The sequence below is a fragment of the Agarivorans albus genome (genome assembly GCF_019670105.1).
Taxonomy (GTDB): Bacteria; Pseudomonadota; Gammaproteobacteria; order Enterobacterales; family Celerinatantimonadaceae; genus Agarivorans; species Agarivorans albus.
The window spans coordinates 3,740,601-3,755,065 of the sequence record NZ_AP023032.1 but is presented as its reverse complement, the minus strand read 5'-3'; the positions used below and the strand labels follow the sequence as shown (position 1 = coordinate 3,755,065).

The window sequence follows — 14,465 nt, the reverse complement described above, 5'->3', positions numbered from 1 at the left end:
ATGATGTTTCGACATATTTATACTTTATGTGCTTTATCTAAAGATTGACGAAATGATTTGGCCCAGCCATCAAAGGTTTGTTCTACATCGGCCCAAGTGGACCACGGGGTCGCATTAAGGAAGCGAGAACCTCTAGACTGCATTATCGCTACTGCATCAATGCGCTCGCTGGCCGCGTTACGAAATACGGTCTCGATGGTGACTTCTCCCACGCTAAGCGCGAAGGGTGCAAGTACTGTAGTGACATTGGCTGCCGCCGAAGGCGCGCTGATGCCAGAAATTTTGAAAGTGATACGTAGCGCATTGTCAGTTTTTTCACCACCAACTTGATAGCCAGCTTGGCTAAGCTCCTCACTGACTGACTTAGCTAAATATTGCTGCATCTTAGCAATGCTCTCAGCATTGTCTTTGTTCACATAACGTTCGCCATCAACCACGATTACCGGCTCTATAATAAAGTTATCGTACTCGCTTAGGCTAGCAGCACCGGGGCGAACGTAAACCACACTAGGTGCATGGCTGTGGTCCAACTCTAGGCCGTCGGTATCAGCTACAGCTTGGTAGTCTTGTACTTGTACCGGCTTAGCGCTGCAGGCTGCCAGCAGGGTAACAAGGCCAAACGCGAGTGGAATGCGAGTTAAGTTGCTAAGTAGTTTCATTGAGTCTTCTCTAATATATTTGTTGGGTAGTGTTGAGGTCGCGCACTCATGGCTAAGTTTGGTCTGGGTCTAAGCCCGGCCAAAGCGTAACCACAAGGCGCTGGTTCTTTATTTAGGTTTAGAATTTGTAGCTAAGGCCGGCCGTTACCACATACTCGTCTGATTCATAGAAATCGATATTTGAACTGGTGGTGTTCAAGCCAGAAAGTGATACGAAGTTCCAATTTTCCCATCCCATAACGTTGGCGTACTCATAAGCGACGAACAGCTTGTAGTGGTCATCTTTTCGTGTCTTATCGAAGATTGGATTAACCGCATCGTATTCAGTCTTGCCAAAGCCAGCGGTTAGGGCTAGCGAGTGTGCGTTGTGCACCATGTAGTAGGTCAACTCGGTTTCGTAACGCTCGTAGCTTGCCGCTGCACCCACTGCATCGTTCTCGGTATAGCTAAATGCCGGTACTAGTGCTGAGCTTTGGCCAATTTGGAAGGCATAACTAGCCTTGGCGAAGTAAACGTCGGCATCGCGGTGCAAGCTACGGTATTCAATTTGCTCGTTATCAATTTCATTTTTACCCACAGCCAAATCTAACGAGAAACCAGAACCCATGATTTGGTTCAGCTTTACGCGGTAGGCGTAACCATCAACGTCAGTCTCGCTGCGCGCATTATCTGTGTCGTAAGGGTTGGCCCACACTTCACCAGAAAGCACGGTAGGTAGAAAAGCAATGTCGATTTGCGTGCCGTTGGCAAAGTCATACTGGTAGCCAAGCTCAAAGGCCAAATCACCCACCGCCAAGTCATCGCGTGAAGTACCTAAATAAATACGTTGGTTGCGCTGCTGGCCTAGGTCGTAGGCCAAGTTACCTAGCGGAACAGCGATAAATTCGTCTTGGGTTTCGCCGCTACCGTTTAAGTTGTTCAGGCGAGCGTTGTTCTCGGTGCTCAGGTTTGAGTTAGTAGAGCTGAAGCCGCCAAGTAGGAAAATCTCGCCACTAAAGCGCGATGTTTCGGCAGAAAATGCATTGAGCGAAAACGTTGAGCTAATGGCTAGTGCTAATAGTGTAGTGTTGTTCATTTTTATATCTCTTCAAATAAGTGCACAAGTTGGTGTGCTGTTTAAGTTGGAAATGATTTTATTTATTTGGGTAGGTTTTAGTACGGTTTAGAGAAATTCAACTTTGCTATTTGGCTTATGATTTTTAAGTCATTGAGGAGCGCCAAATTTGGGTTTCTCTAAGTCATTTTTTTAGTTTTGTTTTCTATCTAATCTCTAATTTGTTTTCGCCATGTTAATGACGTGGTGCTTAAGAATGTTTAGAGGATAGGTAATGAGTATTTATATTGCGTTTTTATTTACTGGGGTGGTTTCAATGTTGTTTGTTTCTTTATTAAGGTTTTTAGAAGAAAGAAAACAATCAAATAAATCACCTGAAGAATAATTATTAATTAAACAAGGGGGAGTTAGGCAAATTTAGGATAGGGATTTTAGAAGATAGCTAAGCTGGCTATCGGCAGTGTCATGGATAACAAGCTACCCGAAATTTTAGTTGCTAGGTGTTTGGCCTGGTAATAGCGAATTAGGAACCATCTCATGACTATCAGCACTGCAGCGGTTGCAATCAACAGCACAGCACTTTTTTCAACATGGCAACGAGCGCAACTCGTAAAATATTTACAAGTATTAGCCTTAATAGTGGCTTTAGTTAGCACAGGTGTTGTGGCCCAAGACAAGTCATCTACTTATCAGTCAGTAGAACCTCGCAATAGCTATTTTGCTTTAACCATGGGGTCGGGCATCACCAACGTTGAAGGTGTGGATAAAGAAGATAAGAAACAAAACCACCGCTCATTTGATGTACGCTTTGGCCAGTATTTGAAAGACAATGTCCGCTTAGATTTTGTGCATGCTAATGAGGGCCACCCTTACAACCACCATCGAGATGGTTTTTCTACTCAGCTGGTTTACACCCCTATGTTGACTAAAACAGCTAGATTAGAACTTGGTAGTGGCCCTTACTTTTCATTTGATACCACTAGAAATGCCGAAGGTGTAGAGCTTAACGAAAAACGTTTGGGCATGATGAGCACCGTAGCCTTGGTATATCCCATCAATTACATCGGAACAGGTGCCCACTTACGGGGGCAATGGAACAATTATCTAATTCCAGATAGGCCAACCAGTAACTCCTTTTTAGTGGGCTTTGGTATTGATATCGATAATGGCAGTAATCAAGTTAAGCAAGATGGGAACGGATTTATTAATGAAGTGTGGGTGTCGTTAGCAAATACTAAAATCAATCATGGCGGTCCAGAAACCACTGTGGGCTATAGCGTTGAAGGAGCTCATCGTTTCTCAAACAATTACGCAGTGTCACTAGGTTGGTTAGACGAGGGGGGTGATAGTGGGTGGACTGAACGGCGCGGCATTACCGCTCAAGTTTGGCGCTTTATTCCACTAGGAAACCACCTTGAAGGACGATTCGGTGCCGGACCTTACTTTGCCCAAGACAAATATGAGCACGCTAGCGCTTTTGACACAAAGGGAGTTGTCACCATCGGGGTGAACTATTACCCACATTGGCGTAATACTCAAACTTGGTTTGTTGGTGGTAGTTTAACCAGAGTGATTGATAAAAAAGGTTATGAAAATGATGCTGACATAGCGCGACTGACTATCGGTTATCGATTTTAAGTAACTCGCTCGGCAAAAAACGCCGCTTAGAGTAAGCGGCGTTTTTGGTTTTATTTAAAGCGTCTTGCTACTAAGCCAAAACAGGCTAGTGCAAATAAGGCAATGCTGCCAGGCTCGGGAACCGAGAAGCGAATGTTATCGATAGCGCCAGAGCCGTTTAAGTGAATACGCATTGAGGCTACTTCGGCTACTGCAAAATCTAAGCGGTTCCAAGTATTGTCGCCGCCGGTATGCGGAGTGTAGAAATCAGTTGGGAAAATTTCGTTGTTTTGCGCATCAAACAAGTGAATGGCATTTTGTGCTGTGTAGCCATTCTCTGCCAGCTCAATGTCAAAAAAGTCGATACTTTCTAGGTATACCGAACTTGAGAAGTTAATGGTGAAGAAACCTGCAGGACGACGCCCTTCGTCATCTGGGTTGTTACAAATAAGGCCATTACACGAGTTTGGGTTCTCATGAATAATGAGTACATTGCCAGGGTTAGCAATACCTAAATTGGGTTGGTTAATATTACTAAAAGGCGACTCTAAATCTGGGTCCTGAGTATTGATAAGGCTGGTATCAAAAGCGACGGCCAAATTGTTTTGGCCTAAACGTACATTGGTTCCATCTATGCTAACACCATGACTTAACTGGTATTGACCATTAACAATTTCACCGTTGGCCAATTCATCAAAAGTAATCACACTGGCTTGGCTAACAAAAGTGGTAAGTAAGCCTACAACGGCGAAAAATACATGCTTGCGGTTCAAAACAATCTTCCTTGATATAAATGGTTCGACCAGTTCTAGGCAATTACTGTACCAAACTCGCAAGTCCATGGCCAGTATCACTTTTCTTACTGTTTTTATTAACAATAAATACTGGGTGTAAAGAATACTGACGAATTAATCGCTGCCTTTGTGGTAATTGCTGGAGTTAATACTAAAGTGCTTGCTGGTTTAACAAAGAGGGAGTTGTTGTATTGAGTAATTCCTACCTTTAAATGAGTAGCTATACGCAAAACACTTACCTATTCGCTATCGAAAGCCCTAGTTTTCCAATAGTAACTAAAGCGCCGATTGTTTATCAAAGCTAGATCGGCGAAAATACCCGCCAATTACGATTAACTAAACGCTGGGTGATTGTGCTGTTTCGGCCAAATTGCCGCTTTGCTGCATCCTCGCGTTACCAAATTAGAAGAATTGATTCGATGTCTAACGCTTCACTCTTGCAAGATATTGCTAGCCGAAGAACCTTTGCAATTATCTCTCACCCGGATGCGGGTAAAACCACCATTACTGAAAAAGTATTGTTGTTCGGAAACGCGATTCAAAAAGCCGGTACAGTGAAAGGTCGCGGTAACGCTACTCACGCTAAATCTGACTGGATGGAAATGGAGAAAGAGCGTGGTATCTCGGTTACTACCTCGGTGATGCAGTTCCCGTTTAACGATTGTATTGTTAACCTGCTAGATACTCCTGGACACGAAGACTTCTCGGAAGATACTTACCGTACCCTAACTGCAGTTGACTCCTGTTTGATGGTGATTGACGCGGCGAAAGGTGTAGAAGATCGTACCCGTAAATTAATGGAAGTAACTCGCCTGCGTGATACGCCTATTGTTACCTTTATGAACAAATTGGACCGCGATATTCGCGACCCAATGGAAGTAATGGATGAGGTAGAGAGCGAACTTAACATGATGTGCGCACCAATTACTTGGCCAATTGGCTGCGGTAAATTGTTTAAAGGTGTTTATCACATTCTTAAAGATGAAGTGATTCTTTACCAAACTGGTAAAGGCCATACCATTCAAGACCAACAAATCATCAAAGGTTTAGATAACCCCGAAATAGATGCCGCCGTAGGCGATGAGCTTGCCGAAACCTTGCGTGATGAGCTTGAGCTGGTACTAGGTGCGTCTAACGAGTTTGATCTTGAACTGTTTTTAAGCGGTGAATTAACACCTGTGTATTTTGGTACCGCGCTGGGTAACTTTGGTGTAGACCATATGTTAGAAGGTTTAACCAACTGGGCACCTGCGCCAAAACCTCGTGCTACTGATATAGGTGAAGTTACCGCTTCTGATGATAGCTTCTCTGGCTTCGTATTTAAGATCCAAGCGAATATGGATCCTAAACACCGCGACCGTATTGCCTTTATGCGCATTGTGTCTGGTGAATACAATAAAGGCATGAAAATGCGTCATGTACGCTTAGGTAAAGATGTAAGCATTTCTGATGCAGTAACCTTTATGGCAGGCGACCGCGCCGCTGCTGAAAAAGCGATTGCTGGCGACATTATCGGTTTACACAACCACGGCACCATTCAAATTGGCGATACTTTTACTCAAGGCCAAGCCATGAAGTTTACCGGTATTCCTAACTTCGCACCGGAAATGTTCCGCCGTATTCGACTAAAAGATCCTTTGAAGCAAAAGCAATTGCTTAAGGGATTGATTCAATTATCTGAAGAAGGTGCCGTGCAGTTATTCCGCCCTATGCGTAACAACGATCTGATCGTTGGCGCAGTAGGTGTGCTGCAGTTTGATGTGGTGGTACATCGCTTACGCACTGAATATAAAGTAGAAGCTGTTTACGAGGGCATTAGCCTTGCCACTGCGCGTTGGTGCGCTAGCGACGATTCTAAGAAGTTTGAAGAGTTTAAGAAAAAAGCTCACGATAACTTAGCCTTAGATGGCGGCGACAACTTAACTTATTTAGCGCCTACAATGGTTAACTTAAACTTAGCCACCGAGCGTTACCCAGACGTTAAGTTTATGCAAACTCGCGAGCACTAAGCCGCTTTTAAGCTAGTTTAATCGCCATAAAAAAAGGTCGCATAAAGCGACCTTTTTTGTGGCTAGTAGTAAGGTTCTATTCGCGCTCTTTGGTGTAAGGAACACCAATCGCTTTTGGCGCGATAGCTTTACCGATAAAGCCTGCCAGTAAGAACACGGTAAGTACGTAAGGTATCGCTTCAATGGCTTGCACTGGAATCGCGAAGTCGCCAATGGAGACGCCTTGTAAACGTATTGCCATGGCATCCAAGAAACCAAACAGTAAACATGCAGCCAATGCGGTAAATGGTCGCCACTTACCAAAAATCAACGCGGCTAACGCCATATAACCTTTACCGGCACTCATGTTCGGAATGAACTGGGCAGTTTGCGCCACCGACAAGTACACACCACCAATACCTACCAGTAAGCCACAAATAATTACCGCGCTGTAACGCATTCTCACTACTGAGATACCCGCGGTATCAACCGCTGCTGGTGATTCACCCACCGCTCGTAAACGTAAACCAAAGCGGGTTTTAAACATTACATACCATGCTAAAGGCACAGTTATGATTAGCAAATACACCAAGGCCGAGTGGCCGCTAATTAGCTCTGAATACAACAAACCAATCACTGGTACATCGGCCATTGCCTCAGCACCCGGTAGTTGAATAGGCGCGAAGCGGGCATCGCCACTCAAAGCGGGGGTTTGACCACCTTGGTGGAACCAGTGACGCCCAAGGGTCACCGTTAAACCAGCCGCCAAAATGTTAATCGCCATACCACTTACAACATGATCGCCACGGTGAGTAATGGTGGCAAAGCCGTGTAATAGGGCTAATAGTACCGAGATGCCAATACCTGCCAGTAAACCTAGCCAAGCTGAACCGGTTACATGCGCTGTTGCTGCACCAACAAATGCCGCAGCGAGTAACTTGCCTTCTAAGGCGATATTCACAATGCCCGAGCGCTCACAGAACATGCCGGCCAGTGAAGCGAAGATAAGCGGCGTCGCAACCCGTATGGTGGCGTCTAACATTAAGATAATTGTTTCAAACATCTTAAGCGACTCCTTCTGATGGGCTTGCTTTTTTAGCAAAAAGCTTGAGGTAAGTACGTTCAAGCGATGGCTTAAACATGTGCTCTAAAGCGCCTGAGAATAGAATCACCAAACCCTGAAGAACAACGACGATGTTACGGTCTACACCGTACTCAAAACTTAACTCTGCGCCACCTTGGTATAGGAAACCAAACAGTAAGCTGGCGAGTAATACACCAAGAGGGTGGTTGCGGCCCATCAGTGCTACAGCAATACCGGTAAAGCCAAAACCTTCAACAAAGTTTAATTTGATTTGGTGTAGTTCACCTTGCAAAACGTTAAGGCCAAAGAAACCAGCCAGCATGCCCGATATCAACATCGCAATAATCACGATTTTAACGTAGCTAATACCTGCATAAGTGGCAGCGCTAGGGTTAGAACCTACCGAGCGTATTTCGTAGCCCCAGCGCGTATGCCAAATAAATAACCACAGCAACAAACAGCACAGTAAGGCGAAAATGAAGCTTAAATTGAGTGGGCTCGCAGACATGCTCACACCCACCCAGCTAAGCATTTCATGCATTTTTGGTAGCCAAGAAGACGCCGCAAAAACTCGGCTTTCGGTGGCCATTGTGGTCTCAGGTTTAAGAATATCAACCAGTAAATAGGCCATTAATGAGGCTGCAATAAAGTTGAACATGATGGTGGTGATTACGATGTGTGAACCACGCTTGGCTTGTAAGTAAGCAGGGATAAACGCCCAAGCTGCACCAAATAAACCTCCCACTACAATGGCGACAGGGAATACCACATACCAAGGCGCAAACTCGCCTAAGGTTAAGCAGACTAAACCAACCCCTAAGCCACCAATATAGGCTTGACCTTCGCCACCAATATTAAATAAACCAGCGTGAAAGGCGATAGCCACGGCTAAACCGGTAAAGATAAATCCAGTGGTGTAATACAAGGTATAACCAATGCCTTCGGCATAGCCAAACGCGCCGGTCCACATCACTTTAATCGCATCGATGGGTGATATGTCGATATACATGAACAGCAAGGCCGACACTAAAAATGCGGCAAACACGTTGATTGCAGGTAATAGGGCAACGCTAACCCATGCAGGTACTTGAGCTTGGCTCATATTTCACCTCCCTGCGCGGTGTTTTTTATATGCTCTGGCACAATGTTGGCCATCATTAATCCTAAGGTTTGTTCATCCGCTTGTTCTGCGCTAACTTCACCTACAATCGCGCCATCAAAGACCACAATGATTCGATCGGCTAAGTTGACAATTTCATCTAACTCAACCGAGACCAGCAATACTGCTTTACCTGCGTCACGCGAGTGGATGATTTGTTGGTGAATGTATTCAATGGCTCCAATGTCTACGCCACGAGTAGGCTGGCCAACTAGAAGAATGTCTGGGTCTTGTTCCATTTCGCGAGCAATCACCAACTTTTGTTGGTTACCTCCCGAGAAGTTGGCGGTTTTTAAGCTGGTATCTGCGGGGCGAACGTCCCACTTTTCCATGCTTTGTTGACAGCCCTGTTCAATCGCTTGCTTGTCTTGCAATACCCCTTTGTTGTATTGCTCGAGGTGGTGATAACCGAGTATATAAGCTTCTTTGGCGGCAAATTTATTGATAAGCCCTTGCTTGTGTCGGTCTTCAGGAATGTGGCCTACGCCAATGGACCTAATGCTGCGCGGGTTGTAATGGCTTTCGGCATCAATGGTATGTCCGTTTAACGTCATACTGCCGCTGCTTGGGGTGATAATGCCGCTTAATAAGCTAAGAATTTCTGACTGACCATTGCCTGATACGCCGGCAATACCCACGATTTCTCCAGCGCGAACATTAAACGAGATATCTTTTACTCGTTTAACCCCGGCACTATCTATGTAGCTAAGCTTGCTCACTTCAATTAAAGGCGCTTGTGGTTTCGCTTCACCGCGCTCTACTTGCAGTAATACCTTGCGGCCTACCATTAGCTCGGCAAGTTGCTCTTGATTGGTTTCTGCTGTTACTACATGTTCAACCATTGCTCCCTGTCGCATCACTGATACATTGTCGGTAATGGCTAATACTTCACGAAGCTTATGGGTAATAATCATGATGGTGGTGCCTTGCTCACGTAACTTACCTAAAATGGTAAACAAGTGATCGGCTTCTTGCGGCGTGAGTACCCCTGTGGGTTCATCCAAAATGAGAATTTTAGCGCCACGATATAAGGCTTTTAAGATCTCTACACGTTGCTGCAAACCTACCGCTAGCTCACCAACAACGGCATCTAGTGGCACATCTAAACCGTAGTCTTTGGCTAGTTGCTTAAGCTTCTTACGCGCTGCGCTTAAACTATCTTCAAGCTTCCAGCCGTCTTCTGCACCCAGAACAATGTTTTCTAGCACGGTAAAGGTATCCACTAACATGAAGTGCTGGTGCACCATGCCAATACCCGCCTTGATGGCTTCTTGAGAGTTATGTGGTTGGTAATGCTGGCCATGTACTTGCATAGAGCCAGAGTCGGCATGATAGAAGCCGTAAATAATACTCATTAGGGTGGATTTACCGGCACCATTTTCGCCAATAATTCCATGAATTGTGCCTTTAGGAATGGCAAGGTCGATACTGCGATTGGCATGAACGCTGCCAAAGCGCTTATCGATTTTTTCCAGTTTAATGGCAAAATCAGCTGCGTGAATCAATTTCGATTTCCATTTCTAGCTAGTAAAAATACGCCAACTCGAGGTTGGCGCGTATTTTTAGCATTTAGTAGTTACAGGTGTTGTCCGACATGTAGTCATGAACAGTAATTTTGCCAGAAATAATATCGGCTTTAATTCCGTCTACGTATGCTTTCAATTCTGGAGTGATTAATGAAGCATTGTGCTCGTCTTGCGCCCAATCAACAGAATCTTCCTTAAGGCCTAAGGCTTTAATACCTGGCTGCCAAGTGCCGTCCATGCCTTCTTCCCAAGTGCTGTAAGCAACGGCGCCCACTTTCTTAACCATTGAGGTCAACATAGTGCCTGGCTGTAAGTGGTTTTGGTTTGAATCAACACCAATGGCATATTTGCCTGCATCTTTAGCGGCTTGGTAAACACCTAAACCGGTTCCGCCTGCTGCAGCATAGATAACGTCAGCACCTTGAGAAAACTGAGATTTAGCTAGCTCTGAGCCTTTAGCTGGATCGGCAAAAGCAGCTGGCGTAGAGCCGGTCATGTTTTGCAGTACTTTGGTGTCGGCATTGGCATAAACCGCACCTTGCTCATAGCCACAAGCAAATTTACGAATAAGCGGGATATCCATACCGCCTACAAAACCAACGGTATTGGTTTTAGATACCTTGGCTGCTAATGCGCCAACTAAGAAAGAGCCTTCGTGTTCTTTAAATACCACCGATTGAACGTTGGGTTTATCAATCACCATGTCGATAATGGTGAACTGAGTATCAGGGTATTCGGCTGCTACTTTCTCAACGGCTGAGGCCATGTTAAAGCCTACCGCAACAATTGGGCTGAATCCGCGGCCCGCTAAACGGCGTAAACCTTGTTCACGTTGTGCTTCATTTTGTGGTTCAAATTCGCGTACATCAACGCCTTTTTCTTTTTTAAATACTTCTACGCCATTGCGAAAAACAGCTTCATTGAATGATTTATCAAATTTGCCGGCAGTATCATAAACAACGGCTGGTTTAGCGGCTAACGCACTAAAAGAGGCAACTGCTAAAGCTGCAGCTGTAAGGTTGGTTGTGAATGTTTTCACGTCAAACTCCCTGTTTTTTTATTGAAATATTTTATCTAGTTAGGTCAGCGTTACTGGAACAAGCCCAAGCAGTACTCTTGCGTAAATGGCGAAGCTCACAGCCGATGTATTCATTGTTGATGAAGTGCATTTATCCAAGGATAGTAAACACCTACTTAAACTTACTAAGTGTAATCTACTATTGGGAATGTGTTGCACCATCGAGCATGACTTACTAGATATTGTCGGTGTCGCGTTTCGAATATTAACTATTTTCCCTGTAACCACTCTTTATATACAGTGATCCATTGGTAGAGTAGGATTAAGAATTACTGAATTCAATAAGCTATTCTCAGTATTTATCTTAATTTGTTGGGTATTTAAGAGATATTACCTATATATGTGGGTAAAATTACTATAAGTGACATGAAGCTCAGCAGAAGAGGTGGTCTATGGTCGCTCGAATAATCAGGCTTTTTCGCCACTATATCGCTTGTTACGATAGTTGGCTCCTCAAAAATGGTTTGGACAAACCTTGTCGAAGTTGCATTCCTCAAGAGCACCCTAAACAGGACAAAGGCGAGTAATGGCCTGGTTTGATACCCATTGTCACTTGGACTTCGCGCCATTTAAGCAGGATTTACCCAGTTACTTAGCAGAGTTCAAACGCTGCAATATACAAGGCTGCGTAGTACCTGCTGTGGGCCCAGAAAACTGGCAAACCGTAGTCGACCTATCTTCCCTTAAAATGTTGAAAATTGCCCTGGGTTACCATCCATGCTTTTTAGATAAAAATGCCTTGCAGGGGGAACCTGAGTTATTGCTCGGCGAACTAGAGGCTTTAGGCCAAATAGTCCAACAGTATCGAGAGCGGCTAAGTGCTTGGGGGGAGTGTGGTTTAGACGGTCGTTTCCCCGAAACCAACGCTCATCAAGAGTTTGCCTTTAATTGGCAAATAAAGGCGGCACAAAAACAAGCTTTGCCCTTACTTATCCATTCGGTGCGACTGCATGATCGCGTTGCTCATCTACTCAAACAAGCTCAGTTTGACCAAGGTGGGATTATTCACGGTTTTAGTGGCAGCTATGTACAAGCTAGCCGCTTTGTTGATTTGGGTTTTAAAATTGGCGTAGGCGGCACCATTACTTGGCCGCGTTCAGAAAAAACGCGCAAGGCCTTAAAACGCCTACCGCTAGATGCTTTGGTGCTAGAAACCGACGCGCCAGATATGCCTTTGTTTGAGATGCAACAACAGCACAATACGCCACTTAATCTCTCAGTTATTTTTGAGCAATTAGCAGCGCTGCGCAGCGAATCACCTCAAGAGCTTGAGCAGCGCCTATGGGACAACAGCCTACAAGTTTTAAGGCTAGAATCTTAAAGCTCTATGGCTTTGCCGGCGCATAGACACTTAAGCTAGTTAGCAAGCCTACTCAGGTTTATGCCTTAAATTTGTCGATATGGTCGGCATTAACAGCGGCGACGGCTGCACTTACTAACGTGGTTCCACTTAGTGGTTGTTCACTAGCGCCTAGTCGCATGGCTGGAGTCTCACCGTTTTGGTCGGTGATTACGTAGTTAAATAGGGCGCGATTAATTTCAAATAAGGCGTCAACCGAGCTGGCGCTTTTTAGCTGCTTCGACATGTTTTGCTCAAGGTGCACAAAGAAGTTCTGGCAAGCTTGCGGACGAGGTAAGTCGATGGGAGCGGGGACTTGCTGGCCTGAACTAATGCCACAAAACGCACCAAAAGGCGCTGGGTACCAGCGGTCATTCCACCAACCTACTTTGTTACCTGCAGCGCCCATATCTGATTGAGTGCGAGGATGCTGATAGATGTAATACACATCGGCGGACTTTTCACGTATTTGTTCAACACAGCTCATGAGAGCAGCACCGCGGATACTGCTTTCGTGCTCTATATAGTGGTGAAAATGCTTAACTTGGTGGGTAAATCCGGATAAAAGCTGAAAGTGTGCGTAGGCACAAATTGCCGGTTGAATGATTTGAGTACCGCGCAGATGCGAGGTGGGGCCGTAGTGTAAATCTTCAAAGTGATAACGGTTCAGAGTAAGCTGATAACGGCGCTTTAAGGCCTCTACAATGGGGCTATCTTGCAGTGCTGGTAGCCTAGTAGACGCTTGTTGCTGGTAGTAAACCGAATCATTAAGCTGCAATTGCGTTTGGTTATGGGTATGCAGTAATACGTAACCCGATTGCGCCTCGCTAGAGCACAGTGCCCAAACGCGCTTTTGCTCGGAAAACTCATGCACATTGCTTTCGGTATGAATCGCTAAAAACTGGCGTTTGAGAGCCATTACCTCTTGCTGGCGCGAATAAAACCGTAAACAGTGAAATAGGCGCTGTAGCAGTTGGTAATAGATTTTTGGCGCAATGTTCAGTTGCTGCATTATTTTCTGTGGGCTGTGTCCTAAGCTTAAGGAATTGAACAAACGACACAGTTGCTCACTGCCTTTCACGTGTACTTGGGTAAAGACGCTTTGGCACTTTCGGCATTGGTAACGTTGGCTGTTAGCACCGGTTTTTCCGTAGCGTTTAACGCCGGTAGTTGGGCCTAGAAAGAAGCCTGGTTCGCAGTTGCTGCAACCACAGGGAGCTTTGCTTAAGTGTAGTTTGGTGCGTTCTTCAACAATCAAGTTTACGCTGTGGCTGTCAACGAGAGGTGGGTAACTACCACACGCTTTGCAATGCAAGGCGGGATAACCCAATTGATGACTTTCGGCTAAATAGTCTGAGCTTTCGGTTAATCCAAAATTGGGACAGCGGCAGTTCTTACAGCAGTTAAACCGTTGTCTGTAGGCGAATTTTTGTTCTTTTTCAGGTTCAAGTGCTGCTGTCACTTTGTATTCCTTTTCAACATATTTAGTAACTAACTCTAGTTTGACTAATCTTTGACTATTATCCCGTGATCAGTCTCACGATTTTTAACAACTTAGAAACTTAAACTGCCAGCCATGAACTGAGGGGCAAAACAGCAATGACGCTGTGCCTTTAGCAAGTTCCCACGTATTTAAAGGACGAAAGAAAATGTACGAAGTTATTATTGCCTTAATTACTGGCGCGGTGGTTGGCGTGGTTTTTAGTGCTATTAAACTGCCACTACCTGCTCCACCGGTGCTATCGGGCATCATTGGTATTTTGGGTATCTATTTGGGAGGCATGGCCTACCAAAATGTCTTGGAACGTTTTTTTTCGTAACAAATTCGTTAAGCAACTTGGCTAATCGCTTAGGTATAAGATTTGATATTTCCTATAGTTTGCTTAGTAAGGTTGTGAATCGATAGTCGCCTTAGGAAGAAGTATGGCATAAACACATTTGGTAAGTAAGGTCTCTGAAACGGCTAATAAGTCGATTAGATTTGATCTAGTTATCATTTAGGCCAAAAACCCTAGGTATGATCGCCGGCAGTAGAATCCATTGCAGCTCAACCGGCATTAAGGTAGTTACCTGATCAGATAGTTGAATGTAATGGAATACTAAACAGACACGTTGTAGAAGGCTTCTTGTGCTGGTGGCAAGAAGATAGAAACGATGTAAGTTTCAC

12 protein-coding genes are annotated in these 14,465 nt (G+C 44.9%); 4 read left to right on the top strand and 8 right to left on the bottom strand.

Going from position 1 to position 14,465, the window contains the following annotated elements:
- Positions 1-17: 17 nt before the first annotated feature.
- Complete coding sequence (locus K5620_RS17070; RefSeq protein WP_016401433.1) at positions 18-659, bottom strand: DUF3313 family protein; 642 nt, start codon at positions 657-659, stop codon at positions 18-20.
- Between the two features lie 118 nt (positions 660-777).
- Positions 778-1,734, bottom strand: a complete 957-nt coding sequence (locus K5620_RS17065; protein WP_016401432.1) for a DUF2860 domain-containing protein — start codon at positions 1,732-1,734, stop codon at positions 778-780.
- A 516-nt stretch (positions 1,735-2,250) separates the two neighbouring features.
- On the opposite strand from K5620_RS17065, the gene K5620_RS17060 reads away from it, so the two are divergent.
- Positions 2,251-3,351, top strand: coding sequence for a hypothetical protein (locus K5620_RS17060; protein ID WP_016401430.1), 1,101 nt, complete (start codon positions 2,251-2,253; stop codon positions 3,349-3,351).
- Positions 3,352-3,401: 50 nt separating this feature from the next.
- On the opposite strand, the gene K5620_RS17055 is transcribed toward K5620_RS17060, so the two are convergent.
- Positions 3,402-4,103: a PEP-CTERM sorting domain-containing protein gene (locus tag K5620_RS17055; protein WP_016401429.1), complete on the bottom strand. Its 702-nt coding sequence runs from the start codon at positions 4,101-4,103 to the stop codon at positions 3,402-3,404.
- A 440-nt stretch (positions 4,104-4,543) separates the two neighbouring features.
- Here K5620_RS17055 and prfC point away from each other — a divergent pair, with 440 nt between their 5' ends.
- A complete protein-coding gene (prfC, locus tag K5620_RS17050; RefSeq protein ID WP_016401428.1) occupies positions 4,544-6,133 on the top strand; it encodes a peptide chain release factor 3 in 1,590 nt (529 codons plus the stop codon).
- Positions 6,134-6,209: 76 nt separating this feature from the next.
- Here prfC and K5620_RS17045 read toward each other — a convergent pair whose 3' ends face one another.
- The 4 genes from K5620_RS17045 to K5620_RS17030 all read right to left on the bottom strand — a co-directional run bounded on the left by K5620_RS17045 (position 6,210) and on the right by K5620_RS17030 (position 10,920).
- A complete protein-coding gene (locus tag K5620_RS17045; RefSeq protein WP_016401427.1) occupies positions 6,210-7,175 on the bottom strand; it encodes an ABC transporter permease in 966 nt (321 codons plus the stop codon).
- A gap of 1 nt (position 7,176) precedes the next feature.
- Positions 7,177-8,298: an ABC transporter permease gene (locus K5620_RS17040; protein WP_016401426.1), complete on the bottom strand. Its 1,122-nt coding sequence runs from the start codon at positions 8,296-8,298 to the stop codon at positions 7,177-7,179.
- Complete coding sequence (locus K5620_RS17035; RefSeq protein ID WP_221077403.1) at positions 8,295-9,860, bottom strand: ABC transporter ATP-binding protein; 1,566 nt, start codon at positions 9,858-9,860, stop codon at positions 8,295-8,297. Before K5620_RS17035 ends, K5620_RS17040 begins: the two co-directional genes overlap by 4 nt.
- A 64-nt stretch (positions 9,861-9,924) precedes the next feature.
- The gene (locus K5620_RS17030; RefSeq protein WP_016401424.1) at positions 9,925-10,920 is read right to left on the bottom strand and encodes a BMP family lipoprotein; all 996 of its coding nucleotides are present in this window, start codon (positions 10,918-10,920) and stop codon (positions 9,925-9,927) included.
- Positions 10,921-11,485: 565 nt separating this feature from the next.
- On the opposite strand from K5620_RS17030, the gene K5620_RS17025 reads away from it, so the two are divergent.
- Positions 11,486-12,280, top strand: coding sequence for a TatD family hydrolase (locus K5620_RS17025; RefSeq protein ID WP_016401423.1), 795 nt, complete (start codon positions 11,486-11,488; stop codon positions 12,278-12,280).
- Between the two features lie 58 nt (positions 12,281-12,338).
- Here K5620_RS17025 and K5620_RS17020 read toward each other — a convergent pair whose 3' ends face one another.
- Positions 12,339-13,760 (bottom strand): hypothetical protein, encoded by a 1,422-nt coding sequence (locus K5620_RS17020; protein ID WP_016401422.1) that lies wholly within the window; start codon positions 13,758-13,760, stop codon positions 12,339-12,341.
- 187 nt (positions 13,761-13,947) lie between these two features.
- On the opposite strand from K5620_RS17020, the gene K5620_RS17015 reads away from it, so the two are divergent.
- Positions 13,948-14,118 (top strand): XapX domain-containing protein, encoded by a 171-nt coding sequence (locus tag K5620_RS17015; protein ID WP_016401421.1) that lies wholly within the window; start codon positions 13,948-13,950, stop codon positions 14,116-14,118.
- The last annotated feature ends 347 nt before the right edge of the window (positions 14,119-14,465 follow it).